At 54.0% G+C, this 16662-nt stretch carries 20 protein-coding genes and 3 tRNA genes; 8 read left to right on the forward strand and 15 right to left on the reverse strand.

What is annotated here, in order from left to right; translation table 11 throughout:
* Window positions 1–54: 54 nt before the first annotated feature.
* The 8 genes from FY206_RS03635 to FY206_RS03670 all read right to left on the reverse strand — a co-directional run bounded on the left by FY206_RS03635 (window position 55) and on the right by FY206_RS03670 (window position 5004).
* A complete protein-coding gene (locus FY206_RS03635) occupies window positions 55–537 on the reverse strand; it encodes a YjjA family protein (protein WP_077064148.1) in 483 nt (160 codons plus the stop codon).
* 83 nt (window positions 538–620) lie between these two features.
* Window positions 621–1358, reverse strand: a complete 738-nt coding sequence (gene dnaC, locus FY206_RS03640) for a replicative helicase loader DnaC (RefSeq protein ID WP_032643964.1) — start codon at window positions 1356–1358, stop codon at window positions 621–623.
* Window positions 1355–1900: a primosomal protein DnaT gene (gene dnaT, locus FY206_RS03645; RefSeq protein ID WP_032643965.1), complete on the reverse strand. Its 546-nt coding sequence runs from the start codon at window positions 1898–1900 to the stop codon at window positions 1355–1357. The genes dnaC and dnaT overlap by 4 nt, the downstream gene beginning before the upstream one ends.
* A 148-nt stretch (window positions 1901–2048) precedes the next feature.
* Window positions 2049–2477 carry an organic hydroperoxide resistance protein gene (locus FY206_RS03650; protein ID WP_032643966.1) on the reverse strand — a complete coding sequence of 143 codons (429 nt, stop codon included), beginning with the start codon at window positions 2475–2477 and terminating at the stop codon, window positions 2049–2051.
* Window positions 2478–2560: 83 nt separating this feature from the next.
* Window positions 2561–3013 (reverse strand): MarR family winged helix-turn-helix transcriptional regulator, encoded by a 453-nt coding sequence (locus FY206_RS03655; protein ID WP_032643967.1) that lies wholly within the window; start codon window positions 3011–3013, stop codon window positions 2561–2563.
* 41 nt (window positions 3014–3054) lie between these two features.
* Window positions 3055–3696, reverse strand: coding sequence for a TetR/AcrR family transcriptional regulator (locus FY206_RS03660; protein ID WP_045327560.1), 642 nt, complete (start codon window positions 3694–3696; stop codon window positions 3055–3057).
* A 67-nt stretch (window positions 3697–3763) separates the two neighbouring features.
* Window positions 3764–4237, reverse strand: a complete 474-nt coding sequence (locus tag FY206_RS03665; RefSeq protein ID WP_020885295.1) for a threonine/serine exporter — start codon at window positions 4235–4237, stop codon at window positions 3764–3766.
* Complete coding sequence (locus FY206_RS03670; protein ID WP_077064149.1) at window positions 4228–5004, reverse strand: threonine/serine exporter family protein; 777 nt, start codon at window positions 5002–5004, stop codon at window positions 4228–4230. The genes FY206_RS03665 and FY206_RS03670 overlap by 10 nt, the downstream gene beginning before the upstream one ends.
* Window positions 5005–5412: 408 nt before the next feature.
* On the opposite strand from FY206_RS03670, the gene FY206_RS03675 reads away from it, so the two are divergent.
* Entirely contained in the window at window positions 5413–6150 is a 738-nt protein-coding gene (locus FY206_RS03675; RefSeq protein WP_032643970.1) for a helix-turn-helix transcriptional regulator, read from the forward strand.
* The gene (gene bglJ, locus FY206_RS03680; RefSeq protein ID WP_032643971.1) at window positions 6147–6782 is read left to right on the forward strand and encodes a DNA-binding transcriptional activator BglJ; all 636 of its coding nucleotides are present in this window, start codon (window positions 6147–6149) and stop codon (window positions 6780–6782) included. The genes FY206_RS03675 and bglJ overlap by 4 nt, the downstream gene beginning before the upstream one ends.
* Before the next feature lie 38 nt (window positions 6783–6820).
* Here the strand turns inward: bglJ and FY206_RS03685 are convergent, their stop codons facing one another.
* Window positions 6821–7279, reverse strand: coding sequence for a YbaK/EbsC family protein (locus FY206_RS03685; RefSeq protein ID WP_032643972.1), 459 nt, complete (start codon window positions 7277–7279; stop codon window positions 6821–6823).
* Window positions 7280–7607: 328 nt separating this feature from the next.
* Here FY206_RS03685 and FY206_RS03690 point away from each other — a divergent pair, with 328 nt between their 5' ends.
* Entirely contained in the window at window positions 7608–8954 is a 1347-nt protein-coding gene (locus FY206_RS03690; protein ID WP_032643973.1) for a PTS sugar transporter subunit IIC, read from the forward strand.
* 140 nt (window positions 8955–9094) lie between these two features.
* Here the strand turns inward: FY206_RS03690 and fhuF are convergent, their stop codons facing one another.
* Together fhuF and FY206_RS03700 are read right to left on the reverse strand one after the other, a co-directional pair.
* On the reverse strand, window positions 9095–9883 hold the full coding sequence (fhuF, locus tag FY206_RS03695) for a siderophore-iron reductase FhuF (RefSeq protein WP_077064150.1): 789 nt from the start codon (window positions 9881–9883) through the stop codon (window positions 9095–9097).
* A 95-nt stretch (window positions 9884–9978) separates the two neighbouring features.
* Window positions 9979–11043: a GGDEF domain-containing protein gene (locus FY206_RS03700; RefSeq protein WP_032643975.1), complete on the reverse strand. Its 1065-nt coding sequence runs from the start codon at window positions 11041–11043 to the stop codon at window positions 9979–9981.
* A 216-nt stretch (window positions 11044–11259) separates the two neighbouring features.
* Between FY206_RS03700 and FY206_RS03705 the strand changes: the two genes are divergently transcribed.
* Window positions 11260–11529: a DUF1435 domain-containing protein gene (locus FY206_RS03705; protein WP_032643976.1), complete on the forward strand. Its 270-nt coding sequence runs from the start codon at window positions 11260–11262 to the stop codon at window positions 11527–11529.
* Window positions 11530–11570: 41 nt separating this feature from the next.
* Here FY206_RS03705 and FY206_RS03710 read toward each other — a convergent pair.
* From FY206_RS03710 to rsmC, 4 genes are all read right to left on the reverse strand, one after another.
* Window positions 11571–11657: transfer RNA gene (locus FY206_RS03710), tRNA-Leu, on the reverse strand.
* A 47-nt stretch (window positions 11658–11704) separates the two neighbouring features.
* Window positions 11705–11791 (reverse strand) — tRNA-Leu (locus FY206_RS03715).
* A gap of 28 nt (window positions 11792–11819) precedes the next feature.
* Window positions 11820–11906, reverse strand: a tRNA-Leu gene (locus FY206_RS03720).
* Window positions 11907–12078: 172 nt separating this feature from the next.
* On the reverse strand, window positions 12079–13107 hold the full coding sequence (gene rsmC / locus FY206_RS03725; protein ID WP_032643978.1) for a 16S rRNA (guanine(1207)-N(2))-methyltransferase RsmC: 1029 nt from the start codon (window positions 13105–13107) through the stop codon (window positions 12079–12081).
* 102 nt (window positions 13108–13209) lie between these two features.
* Between rsmC and FY206_RS03730 the strand changes: the two genes are divergently transcribed.
* From FY206_RS03730 to prfC, 4 genes are all read left to right on the forward strand, one after another.
* The gene (locus FY206_RS03730; protein ID WP_032643979.1) at window positions 13210–13623 is read left to right on the forward strand and encodes a DNA polymerase III subunit psi; all 414 of its coding nucleotides are present in this window, start codon (window positions 13210–13212) and stop codon (window positions 13621–13623) included.
* On the forward strand, window positions 13592–14035 hold the full coding sequence (gene rimI / locus FY206_RS03735; protein WP_023334424.1) for a ribosomal protein S18-alanine N-acetyltransferase: 444 nt from the start codon (window positions 13592–13594) through the stop codon (window positions 14033–14035). Before FY206_RS03730 ends, rimI begins: the two co-directional genes overlap by 32 nt.
* 19 nt (window positions 14036–14054) lie before the next feature.
* Window positions 14055–14732 carry a pyrimidine 5'-nucleotidase gene (gene yjjG, locus FY206_RS03740; RefSeq protein WP_032643980.1) on the forward strand — a complete coding sequence of 226 codons (678 nt, stop codon included), beginning with the start codon at window positions 14055–14057 and terminating at the stop codon, window positions 14730–14732.
* A 91-nt stretch (window positions 14733–14823) separates the two neighbouring features.
* Window positions 14824–16413 carry a peptide chain release factor 3 gene (prfC, locus tag FY206_RS03745; RefSeq protein ID WP_032643981.1) on the forward strand — a complete coding sequence of 530 codons (1590 nt, stop codon included), beginning with the start codon at window positions 14824–14826 and terminating at the stop codon, window positions 16411–16413.
* Window positions 16414–16662: the final 249 nt, after the last annotated feature.

Below are 16662 nucleotides of genomic sequence, written 5' to 3' on the forward strand. Positions count from 1 at the left end.
CGTTGCAAGACTATCGCATTAAACGCGGCGTGTTGTGGCAGAAAATGGGATGGATCAGGAGAGGAAATTAACGCCTTGTTTCAGCACCAGATCGCAGGCTTTGGTTTTCACCTGTTTTGCCAGAGAGGAGTTGCCGAGGGTGCTCAGGTTAAGCTGCTGGCCGTTCTGCGCGTTAAGCAGGCCCTGAATGCCGTCCATATAGTTGGTGTCCGCTTTCTGCTTCTGGGTATCCAGACCCAGTTTACCCAACACCTGGTTTTTGACGTTTTGCGCGTCGGTCACGGAGGCCAGCTTTTGCTTTGCGCAATATTCCAGAATCCCCGCCGCGTTGTTCATCGTTCCCGCGCTGAGGCTCTGGGAGCTGTTGCCCAGCAGGCCAGTGAGGGAAGAAGCGGAAAGCCCGCCCTGAGAACTGCCGCTCTCTTTGGTCAGCTGGTTTGCTGCACTCGAGAGGGAATCTTGCCAGGACGCCGCTTGCGCTGCGCCGGTCACCAGCAGAGCGCCTAAAAAGGTGCTGATAAGGATCTGTTTTTTCATCATGGCTCTCTCAAAAAGGTCCGTTTTGGGCCGAAGGGGTTCCAGTATATACCTGTGTCCCGCTGGCGATTCCTGGAACTGTCTTAATACTCTTTGCCGGTAACGCGGCTGCGGTAACTTTCCCAGTCGAAGATGACGTACAGGCTGTTACCCAGCTTCATGCGGTCCATAACGCGTTCCCCCAGTAAGCGGGTCATCTCGTCGATGTTGTGGTTCGTCAGCATGCCGGTGGGACGTTTGGACGAGGAGCGGCGATCGACAATCTGGTTGATGATCACTTTTTCATAGCGGGACTCTGTCTGCACGCCAATCTCGTCGATGACCAGCAGGTCGACATTGCTCAAATCGTTAAGCAGCTGCTCTTCGCTGGTTTCGCGGTTGCTGAAGGTGTCTTTCATCGCGGACATGATATCGGCCACGGTGATGATAAGAACCGATTTACCCCGCAGAAGCAGTTCATTACAGATAGCGGCTGCAAGGTGGTTTTTTCCAGTGCCCGGCTTACCGCTGAAGATGAAGCTGGCGATATTGCCGTCGAATTCGTCCACGTACTGCCGCGCGGCGGCCAGCGCGTTCATCTGCCCCGTGGTCTCAATTTTATAGTTATCGAACGAGCAGTTCTGGTGCAGGGGGCGAATACCGGAGCGGTTAAAGGTGCGCTGCATTTTCATCGCCCGGTTTTCCCGGGCGAGCGCGGCGGCGCGGATCTCGCCTTGCTCCTTTTGCCACGCCAGCAGCTCTTCGCCCGTGGTGAAAGCGGGCTTCACGTTGGCAGGCATCATTTTTTGCAGACGTTTCATCAGGTCGCCGACGTTCTTCATTTCGCACCTCGGAATCCGCTGGGGATCTGTTTATCCGGTTCTGAAAACGCGTTGATATCGCGCTTGGGCTGGCCGTTGTTGCTGGCGCGAGCGATCTGCAGATGTCGCGCGAGCTTTTGCTGCCACTGAATATGGGTGAAGACTTTACCTTCTGCCTGCCACCAGGCGGTGAACGCGGCAAGCTCTTCCGCGGAGGCCGGTTGGGTTAACGCAATGCCCCACAGCGCGGCCTGCCGCTGGAAATCGGCATCCGGCTGCCAGCCCGCGTACAGGGCAAATTTGCCCATCGGAACGGTCGCGGGGACGTTAACCGGTTCGTCAAAGAACTGGTTGTCCAGCGTGACGTCGCTCGCCGGGCGTGACAGTTGCGCTTCGATCTCCAGAAGCCGTGCCAGACGTTCCGGCGTGAGGGCGTAAAACGCCGGCGCGTTGTCGGCAAAAACCGCAACCGTGCCGCCTTCGGCGTGGCTCAATACACCGCGCGGGTCGCGCATAAAGGCATCAATGCCAGCAATGCTGGTGGTCAGAATTCTGGAGGACATAACGCTTACTCTACTGATTACTACGGGCGTGATATGGGCTTATGGTAGCACAGAGAGGGGAAAGGGAAGGAGGGGATTTCCCCGGTGGCGCTGCGCTTACCGGGGCTACAGTCGTAGGCCTGATAAGCGCAGCGCCATCAGGCAGTTATCACGCGATGATGTTCAGCGTCACGTTGATGTTGCCGCGGGTCGCGTTAGAGTACGGGCAAACAATGTGCGCCGCGTCCACCAGCTTTTTGGCTTCCGCTGGATCCATACCTTCCACGTGGATGTTCAGTTTTGCTTCGATACCAAAGCCCGTCGGCAGCGGGCCAATACCCACTTCACCTTCGATAAAGGCCTCTTTTGGCAGGGTAAATTTGTCGCGCGCGGCCACAAACTTCATCGCGCCCAGGAAGCAGGCAGAGTAGCCCGCAGCAAACAGCTGCTCAGGGTTCGTCACTTCGCCGCCCATGCCGCCCATCTCTTTTGGCACGCCCAGCTTTACGTCCAGTACGCCGTCGGAGGAGGTGGCGCGACCGTCACGGCCACCGGTTGCTTTGGCTTTGGCGGTATAAACGACTTTTTCTAAAGACATGGCAGGTTCCTCATTTTTGATTTACGTGTGCTATTAAATAGCGTGCGATATATATGGGCAATAATCACGCGTAAAGTATAGCTTTACGCGCGGTGTAGCTGTTGTCGCAAAAGTTCGAGCTGCTGTTTAAGCGACAGCAGGGTGTCGGTATCACACTGCGCGGCGCAACCCACCGCCTGGGGGATACCCAGTGCCTGCTGCTGAAGCTCACGTCCCGCGTCAGTCAGGGTGACGGCGACCTGGCGTTCGTCTTTGCGAGAACGGTGGCGGTTGATGAGCCCGGCGCTTTCCAGCCGCTTCAGGAGCGGCGTCAGGGTCGCAGAGTCCAGAAACAGCCGTTCACCGATGTCCGAGACCGTCATATCATCCTGCTCCCACAGCACGAGCATCACCAGATATTGCGGGTAGGTCAGGTTCAGCGGCGCCAGCAGTTGCCGGTACAGCTTGTTAAGCGCCAGGTTTGCCGAATAGAGGGCAAAGCAGAGCTGGTTATCCAGCTTGAGCGCAGCGGTTGCGTCGTTCGTTTTCGCGTTCATGAAATGAATATAGATAGTGCGCGATATAATTGCAAGCAATTTTATGGGCAGGTGTAACGGAGCGCGACCTGAACGGCCATTTTGCGGTAGTGCTGGCGCTGGGCCTGTTCGTCCGCACCGTCTTCAAACAGGAGCGTGAAGGTGTAGCTGTTGGCCACGTAGTGAAAGCTGAAGCTGCTGATCAGGCGGTGAAGATCGCGGGCGTCAACCGTCTGGCTGAAGAGCTGTTTTTCTTTCCCTCGGTGAAGGATACCCTCCAGCAGGTCGAGCGCGCTGCGGTTGACCTGGCGAAGATAGCTCGACTGCTGCATGAAGCGGCCGCGCTGCATGTTTTCCATGCAGATAATACGGATGTAGTCAGGGTGGTCCGCATGATAGTCAAACGTGGTTTCGACCAGGTTGACCAGCGCTTCGACGGGCGGCATTCCCGCCAGGCTTAGCGCTTTTTCACTGGCGCGAATTTGCGTGTAAACATGCTCCAGAACCAGAAGATAGAGATTCTCTTTGTTCTTGAAATGGTAAACCACCATGCGTTTGGTGGTACCCGCTTTTTCCGCGATCTGCTCCATGCGGGCACCGTTTAATCCATACTCGGCAAAAAGCGCGATGGCGCTCTGAAAAATTTTCTCTTTCAGGCTGGATTCTTCACCGTGCTCAGGGTGTTCGCTGCCAGGGTTAGCCACATCCTTTCCTTATTTTGACCAAACGGAACAGAAAGATTATCTCCATGGTGGCGAAATAACACAAATATCAAACGCGCGGGCGTTTGCGGTACAGCCACAGTCCGGGAATCGATAGCCCGATAGAGAGCGCGCCGACGATGGACGACGCCTTAAGAAAGTTGCTCAGAAGGAGGATCATCTGAGGCTCGGTGTAGCCAAAATGGCTGATTTTCACTGCGGAAATCATCGCCGTGTAGGCAGATATGCCCGGGAACATCGGGATAACGGCGGCAACGGTGAACACTTTGGGGTGCGCAAGATACCAGCGCGACCACTGGATGCCGATACTGCCGACCAGCATGGAGGCCATGAACGTTGACCATTCGATGTTAAAACCCGCGGTCATCATCACCATCCGCGAGCCATGGCCAATCGCGCCCAGCAGCGCACACCACGGCAGCGCGCGTTGCGGGACGTTAAACACCATCGCAAAGCCGACGGCAGGAATGGCGGCCAGAAGCATGTCCTGCGCCAGCGCCAGCAAAAAGTCGATCACGCCCATCCGCGTAGCCCCCAGAGTGTCATAGCCATGACGACGCCGATGCAGGTCGCCAGCGTCAGCAGGCTGGCGATAGCCCAGCGTGCCAGACCGGTATTGATGTGCCCTTTAAACATGTCGGCGACGGCGTTAATCAGCGGAAAGCCCGGGACCAGCAGCAGCACGCTGGCGGCCATGGCAATCGTCGGGGTATTGGCAAACTGCGGCAGGCGCAGCAGCAGGCCGGAAACCGTGGTGGCAACAAACGCGGTAATGCAGAAGTTAATTTGCGGGTGCATCTGCCGGTGCGTCAGCAGTTGGCGAACGTACATGGCGATACTGCTGGCGAAAAAGGTGACGATTGCACCATCCCAGCCGCCTTTATTGAGCTTGCAAAAGCAGGCGCAAGAGAGCCCCACCATCAACACGACGAGCCAGCGCGGATAACGTAATGGCTTGATCTGGTTGAACCGTTTTTCAATTTCATGGAGATCGAGAAGCTTATGTTCAGCCAGGATGACGATGTGCTGCACTTCGGTCACGACGTGCATGTTAATGCCGCGGTCATGGTTTTTGCGGGTGGAGGTCAGGCACTGGCCGTCCTTGATCGTGGTCAGCACAATGGCGTTGGATGAGATCGCGCTTTCAACGCTATCCATACCCAGCGCCCGTCCCAGCCGGGTGGAAAGCTCCTCCACCAGCGCGCTTTCCGCGCCGTGCTGGAGCAGAAAAAGACCGCACTGAATACATAGCCGCGTGATAGCACGCTGCGTTGACCGATCTGCCTGCATGTATTGTCCCGAAGAGATGGAAAGTTGCCGGTTGAACCATAGTGATTACTTTTAGCACAAAGTGCCGTGTCTCTTGCTCTGGGCCAGATCAAGGTTTATGCAAACAGTTTCAGCCCGTGTTGCGAACGAGAGTGGGGGGTAATTTATTAATACGGTGAATTATTAATATAGAAATATAGAATATTTGTATTTAGTTATTCTAATTTTATATTGTCGTTATTTTAATGGCTTCGCAATTAAATTTATTTGCGCTTTATGAGATATTACCGATGTCTTAGGCGTTTCTTAAACTAAGAACATATCTCATCTTCTGCTTGTATTATCAGTTTTACACTCAGGGACGAAAAAACTCATAAATTGATACGTTTTAACGTTACACATCAAATGAAGAATGGACACGGAGGGTCTATGTTGTCATTGCATGGCAAGCATTGCGTTGTCATTAGCCGAATACCCGTGATGCAAAACGGGTTAGGGGGCGTGATGGCACGCCATTTCCCGGATTTTGAATTGACCTATTGCCGCTCACTGCAGGAGCTGACGCTGCTCCAGCTACGCCGCGCAGATGTCATTATTGCTGATGTTTCAGGTGAATACAGGAATCCTCGGGGCACGCTCGAAGAGTATTACGGTTTATTGAATCAATACCGGGATATTCACTGGATCTTTTTAGTTTCGCGGCCCCTTTATCCTATCGCGGTTGAGCTGCTTATGCGCCCGGAAAGCACCTTGCTTTCTGATATGGAGCCTATTGAAGGCGTGGTTAACGCTATTCGTGCAGGTAGCGAGCGGGCAGAGCGCATAAGCCAGACGTTATTAACGCCGGAACCTCAAAGTACGGAGGATGAAGACGAACACATTATCGCGCTCACGCACTCCGAACGTAAGGTACTGCGTCTGTTAGGTAAAGGATGGGGGATTAACCAAATCGCCACCCTGCTCAAGAAGAGCAATAAAACCATCAGTGCGCAGAAAAACAGTGCGATGCGACGGCTGTCTTTACGCAGTAATGCCGATATGTACGCCTGGATCAACAGTACGCAGGGAATGAGAGAGCTGAGTTTGATGTCAGCCTATGGAGAGTTCGAGGAATGGAAAAAACCGATTCAACAAGACATATCGCCATCGTCGAAAATTGCACGATGAGTGCCGTTGGGTTACAGCATCTTTTTGCGATGCCCAACCTGAATCATTACCAGCTGCATCTGTTTAGCGAATTTGACAGCTTTAAGAAAGCACTTCAGCACGTCAATTTTTTCTCGCTGATCTATTCGCTTTCCGATGCGCGAGAGGAACGTCGTAACTGTCTGGCGCACCTGCGGGACCTCGCGTTTACGCATGGTCATATCCAGCGCATTATTCTGGTCGCGGATGAGACGGAAGCGCGCTTAATTAGCCATCTTTCGCCGTCACGCCTGCACGGAGTGGTCAGTAAATCGCTGACGCTTGAGCACCTGCAGCAGGAGCTCATGGTATTGCTGAGCGAAACGCAGCGCATTAATGACAATATGATGAATCACTGGTATCGGAGTCAAAACAGAATGTTAAGCCCAACGGAACGGGCAATATTGCGTTATATGTCATACGGCTATTCCATTCCTCAAATCGCGGCGCAGCTTGAGCGTAATATTAAGACCATCCGGGCGCATAAGTTTAATGCGATGGTGAAGCTGGGAGTGAATTCTGATGTGGGGCTGCTCGATGCGGCGGATATTATTACTCACCTTCCGGCAAGAGAACCGCGAGGTTCGGTACTCAGCAAGCCGACTTTTTTATAAATGGCCTGTGACGCGCCAGAAAGGTTCTGGCGCGTCAATCAGATGCAAACATCCACCCACTTTGCGGAAGTCAGTTCCGCCATTCTGTCGGGTGAAATACGCACGGCACTATGAATTGCCCCTGCCGCGGGAAGAACTTCAGCGTACTCCTTTAAAGAGATATCGCAGTAAACCGCGAGCGGGTTTTCCAGTCCGAACGGGCACACGCCGCCAACGGGATGACCGGTGATGGTCACCACTTCATCACTGCTGAGCATACGCGCTTTTGCACCAAACGTGTCTTTCAGCTTTTTGTTATCCAGGCGCGCATCGCCTTTCGCCACCACCAGGATCACCTCATTTTTCACCTTTAGTGACAGGGTCTTAGCGATTTGTCCCGGCTCAACGCGATGGGCGGCAGCAGCCAACGCAACGGTAGCGGTACTCTGGCTTAGTTCAATGACGTCTATATCCGGCGCGTTGTCGGCAAAAAACTGCTGTACAGACTGCAAACTCATTGTTTCCTCCTGACAAATATCCTGCGTAATCTGTCATAAGAATTTATGCTCTGTAAATATCTCTTCGATAACAAATATCCTGAACGGCTGATTTCTGGATCCTCTTCACAATCACAGAAACCGGTTACAGTAACCGGTTGCAGAGCGTGATGCGTCGATTAATACTGAGTACGTAACGTCCCCTGTATCCAATAATAAGAGCAAATTATGAAACCATTTCGTCTGAGCAGTACCACTGGTACACAAGCCAGCAAGGTTGTGAAGCTGATTTATGGAACAACGTGCGGCGCGAACGTGCCCGTAACAAATATTTGACAGGAGTGCTGCCATGTCTGCCAACCATGCTGCGTTTAACCTGATATTCCGTTTCGTAGAAAATTACGTCAGCCCGATCGCCGGGCGGATCTCCTCCCAGCGTCATGTCATGGCTATTCGCGACGGATTCATCTCTGCGATGCCGTTTATGATCGTGGGTTCATTCTTGTTAGTGTTCGCTTACCCACCTTTTTCACCTGATACGACCTGGGGGTTCGCCCGCGCCTGGCTGGATATGGCGAAGCAGTTTGAAGGCCAGATCCTGACGCCGTTTGATATGACGATGGGCATTATGTCCATCTATATCTGTGCGGCCATTGCCTATAACCTGGGCAAGCACTATGTTAAATCGCACCAGCTAGACCCGTTTATGTGCGCCATGCTGTCGCTGATGGCGTTTCTGCTGGTCGCTGCCCCGAAAACCAAAGGCACGCTTCCTGTCGATAGCCTGGGTGGGACGGGTATTTTTACCGCGATTCTGGTGGCGATCTACTGCGTTGAGATGATGCGTTTCCTCAAGGCGCATAACATCGGTATTCGTCTGCCGGATCAGGTCCCTCCGATGATCAAAAACTCTTTTGATCTGCTAATTCCGGTTCTGGTGGTGGTGTTGACGCTCTATCCTCTGAGTCTGTTCATTCAGTCTCAGTTTGGCATGCTGATCCCGCAGGCCATTATGTCGGTCTTTAAACCTCTTGTTTCCGCTGCGGATTCCCTGCCTGCGATCCTGCTGGCCGTGTTGATTGGCCATCTGCTGTGGTTCGCCGGGATCCACGGCGCAGCCATCGTCTCCGGGATGCTGCAGATGTTCTGGCTGACTAACCTGGGCGCTAACCAGACCGCGCTGGCCGCCAGCCAGCCTCTGCCGCATATTTTTATGGAGGCGTTCTGGACGTTCTTTATCGTGATTGGCGGGTCGGGCGCTACGATGGGGCTGGTGATTTGCTATCTGCGCAGCCGTTCCGCACATCTACGCTCTATTGGGCGTTTGAGCGTGGTGCCCAGCTTCTTTAACATCAACGAACCCGTCATTTTCGGTACGCCGATTGTGATGAACCCGGTGTTCTTTATTCCGTTCCTGCTGGCACCGATGGTTAATGCCGTGCTGGCCTGGGCGGCGATGACGTTTGATCTGATTGGCCGCGTCATCTCGGTCGTTCCCTGGACGGCACCGGCGCCAATAGGCGCAGCGTGGGCCCTGGGCTGGGATTTCCGCGCGGCTATTCTGGTTGTGGTTCTGGCCTGCGTATCGGCCATCATCTACTACCCGTTCTTCAAAGTGTACGAGAAGCAGCTGCTGGAGCAGGAAGCGGAAGAAGCGCAGCGTAACGCGGAAGAGGACAATCAGCAGGTAGCGTAGGTAAAAACAAAACGGCAACGCACGTTGCCGTTCTGAGTGTTTGTTCCCTCTCCCCGTGGGAGAGGGTCAGGTTGAGGGCATCAGGCCGGACCCGTTTTTGTAGGCCCGGTAAGCGTCGCGCCACCGGGCAATTCACCGCACTACTTCAGCGTGCAATCCCCGCACTGCTTAACGTCCGGCAGGCGATAGCGCTGGCAGCAGGTGCGGCGAACCAGGAGCCCGTCACGGAGCACAACGGTACGGAATAACGGGTTGTCACGGCCATCGGAAAGCTGTTTTGCAAAGAAACAGGACTGACGCAGGGCATCCACATTCTCATCACCGAGCAGCGGCTTCATTTCCGTTAAATACCAGTGGATTAAATAGCCCGTATTGCTCCAGATAAGCTTCCCATTAATCTCTCCTGTCGCTTCCAGCGCTTCCACCACCGGGATCAGAGTCTGAGTGATGAGCTGCTCCATACGTTCCTGAGCCGTCAGGCGTTCACCGTTCTGGTCTTCGTGCAGATCGATCCAGAAACAGGCCGCGCGCCCGGTTTCGTGAAACTCGACGTGGAAATTATCCGGCGAGAGTTCCAGCATGCTCTTTTGCGTGAGTAATGCCAGCATGAGGGGCGGCACCATCAGCCCGATATACCACTGCGCCCAGAGAGAGAGCAGTGGTTTATTTTCCCGCGTCAGGGTGGGCTGATTGCGATAGATATGGTCGGAATAGGCGGCCAGCAGCGACTGCAGTTTTGACGGCTGTCGCCATTCCGAGAGCGTCATGGCGTGGGCGGGTGGCGCTTCATCAAGCCGGATAAAGTCCAGCAGGTGGGCGCGCGTTTCCGCGATCTTATCCCGTATGGCATCCGCAAGCGAAGCATTCCCGCTGGTGAGGGGCGCTCGCCAGAGAAGGGGTTCGACGATGTGTGCGGTACGCGTGGCCATAGTATAGATAGAAATCTAAATGATAATGATTGCCAATCCTAACTATTGCTCATACCAATGGCAAGACTTTTGTCCCGGTGTCATCGCCGTGATGTTTAGGCCGTCTGCAACTCTTCACTCAACAGAATGTTATTGCGCCCCATATGCTTTGCTTCGTAAAGCGCTTTGTCCGCTTTTTCCAGCGCACTTTCCACGTCTTCATCCCCGAAGATGGCAATGCCAATGCTGATGGTGACGTTTGTCGCGACGCTTTCGTTAAACAGATGCGGGATTTTTAAATCGTAGACTTTCTGACGGATGCGCTCGGCCGTCTGGCGAGCATGTTCAAGTGAAATATTGGTCAGCAGCACCATAAACTCTTCCCCACCAAAGCGCGCCACAATATCGCGAGAACGCACGGCGTCGCGGATTGCCGCTGAGACGCGCTTCAGCGCCTGGTCGCCCATCATATGGCCATAATGGTCGTTATAAGCTTTGAAGTGGTCGATATCCATCAGCAGGACAAAGTGCTCGCCATTTTCTACCGCCGGCAGGTTCTCCAGACGGCTTTGCAGTCCTCGACGGTTGTAGAGCCCGGTGAGAGGATCCATCATGCTGAGATCGGTTAGGGTTTCTCGCTCTTCCAGAAGGCGAGAAAGCAGCTCCTGGGCGAAACGATCGTTACGCTTTTGCAAAATGTTATGAATAGCAATTGCTACCACAGGAAGTGCGAAAGAATAGGTCATTCTCAGCCATATATCGTGATCGCTTAGCCACAGGCAGACAATAAAGGTGGGCAAGGAGTGCAGCGTAAATGCTTTGATATTACAGGCGAATGCCAGCGTTCCGATAAAAAGCACCGTTAATAGGGCGATTAACAAATACGTCGCATGGTCGTGGGTAATTAAGGCGAATTTAGACACAATTTGCCAGGCCCACAAAATACCGAAGATCGCTGAAACGACAGGAATATTTATTCTCCGCGCCTTCTTTCTCCAGTGCCAGACGAACAGCCCGGTGCTAATGCAGAAAATAGCAATAAGAGGGGCGGAGAACAGGCGAACAGAATTGAGCGGGTTTGTTACCGAGAACACTGCCGAGGTTGCGTTCAGAAATAAAAACAAACGTAACGACAATTGATATTTTCTGTGAACCAAAGACCGCCAGGATTGTGATGTCATAGTCGTGCGTTTTTATTAAAATTTAATTAAAACAAATAAGTAGGTGTTGTTTCGCAATAAAAAATGCAAAAAACTACAAAAAGTAATTATCAGAAAATCTTTAGATGGTGTTAACAGGTGTGCAATTTATCACCTTAGGCAATTCCTGTCATTACGGGAAAGGTAAAGGTCGAGGGATTTTGATTCATTCAGCTGACAAATGATAATGTCTGTCATATGATATTGGTTATCATTATCATTGTAAGAGGGCGGATCATGTTGAACAGGGCGCTGGGAAGTGGTTGGGGTGTATTGCTACCGGGTGCCATCCTCGGCGGTTTGATGTTTGCCGATCTCTCTCTTGAAACCTGGAAAGCGATCATTGTTGCAGGACTGTTAGTTACGTCAGGCATGATCTGGCATAAGCAATTACGCCACTTTGTGTTACTGCCATCTTGTGTAGCACTGGTCAGTGGAATTCTGGTGATAGTGATGAGTTTGAAATAACAGGGAAAACGAGAGGAACATCAGAGGGGATGTAAGATAATTGGTGCGAGGGGGGGGACTCGAACCCCCACATCCGTAAGGACACTAACACCTGAAGCTAGCGCGTCTACCAATTCCGCCACCTTCGCACAGTCATCTTACTTTTTACATCATTACTCTATTGATATCGCCTCGTTGGTGCGAGGGGGGGGACTCGAACCCCCACATCCGTAAGGACACTAACACCTGAAGCTAGCGCGTCTACCAATTCCGCCACCTTCGCCCAGTGCGAGCAATATCATTGTGATTTATGGTGCGAGGGGGGGGACTCGAACCCCCACATCCGTAAGGACACTAACACCTGAAGCTAGCGCGTCTACCAATTCCGCCACCTTCGCATACCATCGATACTGTAAAAGTATCGTAACCACGGAGGCGCATTCTAGATGTTTTCAGCTTTACGTCAACAGAAAAGTGCGCGTGATGCCTTGATTGATGCAAAAATGGCCGATGGACGCGCCGTGTATAGCCGGATGGCGCTTTCGCTTATCCGGCCTACAGGGGCGGCGATTACTTTTTGGCCTGACGCGTCATCACGGTGCGGTAGACCTTAAAGCGGCCGGTCTGGGCGATGACTTCGTGGAAGCCAAAGGTTTCGTCCAGTACTTTCGGGTATGCCAGGAAGGCGTTGGCGACAATACGCAGCTCGCCGCCGCTGTTAAGGTGACGGACTGCGCCACGGATCAGCGTTTGTGCCGCTTCCAGGCTGGTCTCCATACCGTCGTGGAACGGCGGGTTAGAGATGATCATGTCGAAGCGACCGGTGATGTCAGAGAAGACGTTGCTGGCAATAACCTCACCTTCAATGCCGTTTGCGGCAAGCGTTGCGCGGCTGGCCTCTACCGCCGGGGCGCTTACGTCACACAGGGTTAAGCGCACTTTTGGAGAATGGCTGGCGAGCACGGTAGAGAGCACGCCCGCACCGCAGCCCACGTCCAGCACTTTGCCTTTGGTGTGCGGCGTCAGGGTAGAAAGCAGCAGCTTGCTGCCCGTATCCAGCGCGTCACGGCTGAACACGCCCGGCAGCGTTTTGATGGTCAGGCCGTCAAGCAGGTATTCGTCCCAGTATGCCTGCGCATCAAACGTTGTCTGTTTTTCCAGACGGCCATGGTACAGGCCACAGCGGCGAGCGCTGTCGACCTTATTCAGCGGCGCGTAGCCTTCCAGCATCTGTTCCGCGCTACGCACGCCGCTGCGGTTCTCGCCTACCACGAAAATATCGCAGCCGACCGGCAGCAGGGAGAGCAGGTTCATCAGCTGGAACTGGGCTTCCGGTTTATTCTTCGGCCAGTAGTAGATCAGCGTATCGCAGTCGGCGATATCGCTCTGCTCCGCCACCAGGCTAAAGCGCGCGCGCTCGCCCATCTGGCGGCTCAGCACCTGCCAGTGGTGGTAGTATTGGGTGTGGGCACGGCTTTCAGCACAGTCGAAACGCGCGGGCAGGTCATCCTGCATATCTCCGGCAAACAGAATACGGCTCTCTTCGAAATCATCACTGTGACGCAGCAAGACTTCACTTGCCGGGGTAAATGCAGACATGAATTGTTCCTCAATAAACTCAGGCGGGGATTATAGTAGGTAGATGGCGCAGTTTCGACACATTTGCTATATTTGCGCGCCTGAGAGACAGGAGTTTTCCCTATGACATCCCGACGAGACTGGCAGTTGCAGCAACTGGGCATTACCCAGTGGGCTTTGCGTCGCCCGACGGCGTTGCAGGGCGAAATCGCCATCTCCATCCCGGCGCACGTTCGCCTGGTGATGGTGGCGGAAGAACTGCCTGCCCTGAATGACCCCCTGATCGATGATGTCCTTCGCAGCCTGAAGATGACCGCCGACCAGGTTTTACCGCTGACGCCAGAGCGTGTCGCGATGCTTCCTCCTGATAGCCGCTGTAACAGCTGGCGTATCGGAGAGACAAACGAGATCCCCCTCAAGGGGAGCCAGATCTGCTCGCCAGCGCTGGACGAACTGAAGGCCAACCCAAAAGCGCGCAGCGCGCTATGGCAACAAATCTGCGAATATGAACACGATTTCTTCCCTCACGACGCCTGACCTGACTACCGCGTTCGCGATTGAAACACGCGCCCACGCGTTTCCGTGGAGCGAAAAAACCTTCGCCAGCAATCAGGGCGAACGGTATCTGAACTACCGTCTGGACGTTGACGGCACTATGGCCGCGTTCGCCATCACGCAGGTTGTTCTTGATGAGGCGACGCTGTTTAATATCGCGGTTGATCCCGCGTTCCAGCGCCGTGGGCTGGGAAGAGAACTGCTCGAGCACCTCATTCGTGAGCTCGAAACCCGTGACGTTTTCACCCTGTGGCTGGAGGTGCGCGCGTCGAATGTCGCCGCCATCGCGCTCTATGAAAGCTTAGGCTTTAACGAGGCGACAATCCGCCGTAACTACTACCCCACCGCAGAGGGACGTGAAGACGCCATCATAATGGCTCTGCCGATTGGATAATAAAGATAAGGTTGTAACGATGAAATGGGACTGGATTTTCTTTGATGCCGACGAAACGCTGTTTACGTTCGACGCGTTCGGCGGGCTACAGCGGATGTTTCTCGACTATAGCGTGACCTTCACCGCTGAAGATTTTCAGGACTATCAGGCGGTCAACAAGCCGCTGTGGGTGGATTACCAGAACGGTGCCATCACCGCGTTACAGCTTCAGCACCAGCGCTTTGACGTCTGGGCGGAACGGTTAAAGGTGAGTCCGGGGACGCTGAACGAGGCGTTCCTGAACGCGATGGCCGATATCTGTGCGCCACTGCCGGGCGCGGTCTCCCTGCTGAATGCGTTGAAAGGCAAGGTGAAACTGGGGATCATCACCAACGGTTTTACCGCCCTGCAGCAGATCCGCCTCGAGCGCACCGGTCTGCGCGATCATTTTGACGCGCTGGTGATCTCGGAAGAGGTCGGCGTGCCGAAGCCGGATCCGCGAATTTTCGACTACGCGCTGGCGCAGGCCGGCCATCCCGACCGCGATCGCGTCCTGATGGTGGGTGACACCGCAGAGTCAGATATTCTGGGCGGCATGAAGGCCGGCCTGTCAACCGTGTGGCTTAATGCCCATGGCCGCGAGAAGCCTGAAGGCATCGAGCCGACCTGGACCGTGACGTCGTTGAACGAACTGGAGCAACTCCTGTGTAAACAATGATTGCCTGCCCCCCATTGATGGGTAAAATAGCCGCAATTTTGTATTCCATGATGCGTGGCGTGCTGCCGCGCTTATAAAAGAAGATTTAATTATGACGTTGTCTCCTTATCTGCAAGAGGTGGCCAAGCGCCGCACTTTTGCCATTATCTCGCACCCGGATGCCGGTAAAACGACCATCACCGAGAAGGTGCTGCTGTTCGGACAGGCGATCCAGACCGCGGGTACCGTAAAAGGCCGTGGCTCCAGCCAGCATGCAAAATCTGACTGGATGGAAATGGAAAAGCAGCGTGGTATTTCGATTACCACCTCCGTGATGCAGTTCCCGTATCATGACTGCCTGGTGAACCTGCTGGACACCCCGGGCCACGAAGACTTCTCCGAAGATACCTACCGTACCCTGACGGCGGTGGACTGCTGCCTGATGGTGATCGACGCCGCGAAAGGGGTAGAAGACCGTACCCGTAAGCTGATGGAAGTGACCCGTCTGCGCGATACGCCGATCCTCACCTTTATGAACAAACTCGACCGTGACATCCGCGATCCGATGGAGCTGATGGATGAAGTGGAAAACGAGCTGAAGATCGCCTGTGCGCCCATCACCTGGCCGATTGGCTGCGGGAAGCTGTTCAAAGGCGTTTACCACCTCTATAAAGACGAAACCTACCTGTATCAGACCGGTAAAGGCCACACCATTCAGGAAGTGCGCATTGTTAAAGGTCTGGACAACCCGGATCTGGACGTCGCCGTCGGCGAAGAGCTGGCCGCGCAGCTGCGCGACGAGCTGGAGCTGGTGAAGGGCGCGTCTCACGAGTTCGACAAAGAGCTGTTCCTGAGCGGTGAAATCACCCCGGTCTTCTTCGGCACCGCGCTGGGTAACTTCGGCGTTGACCATATGCTGGACGGTCTGGTTGAGTGGGCGCCGCGTCCGATGCCGCGTAAAACCGACACCCGTGAAGTGGAAGCGCAGGAAGAGAAGTTCACCGGCTTCGTGTTCAAAATTCAGGCCAACATGGACCCGAAACACCGTGACCGCGTGGCCTTTATGCGCGTGGTGTCCGGTAAATATGAGAAGGGCATGAAGCTGCGCCAGGTGCGTATCGGCAAAGACGTGGTGATCTCCGACGCGCTGACCTTTATGGCGGGCGACCGTTCGCACGTTGAAGAAGCCTATCCGGGCGACATCATCGGTCTGCACAACCACGGCACGATCCAGATCGGCGATACCTTCACCCAGGGCGAAATGATGAAGTTCACCGGTATTCCGAACTTCGCGCCGGAGCTGTTCCGCCGCATTCGTCTGCGCGATCCGCTGAAGCAGAAACAGCTGCTGAAAGGCCTGGTTCAGCTCTCCGAAGAGGGCGCCGTGCAGGTGTTCCGCCCAATCGCTAACAACGATCTGATCGTGGGCGCGGTCGGCGTGCTGCAGTTCGACGTGGTCGTCGCGCGCCTGAAGAGCGAATACAACGTGGAAGCGATTTACGAGTCTGTGAACGTCGCGACCGCACGCTGGGTTGAGTGTTCTGACGTGAAGAAATTTGAAGAATTTAAGCGCAAGAACGAAATTCAGCTGGCGCTGGACGGTGGCGATAACCTGACCTATATCGCCCCAACCATGGTGAACCTGAACCTGACCCAGGAACGCTATCCTGACGTTCAGTTCCGCAAAACGCGCGAGCACTAATCCCCTCTCAGAGCACGGCTGTCGCCGTGCTCTACTTTAATTCCTGTCTTATTAATCCCTTGCGGAATGTTCTTAATTCAACGCAATTTCACGCTATTCGCGCGTTTTTTACCCAATTCTGAAAGCGGCTCTGTCAGAGTGATCTATATTTAACTCAGTGTTTAACACCGGGCGTGGATAAATTAACTGTTCAATGCATGGCTTTAGGTTATCCATTTCGCCCGCGTGTTTATTCGCAATATATATAAC

The organism is Enterobacter chengduensis (assembly GCF_001984825.2).
GTDB lineage: Bacteria > Pseudomonadota > Gammaproteobacteria > Enterobacterales > Enterobacteriaceae > Enterobacter > Enterobacter chengduensis.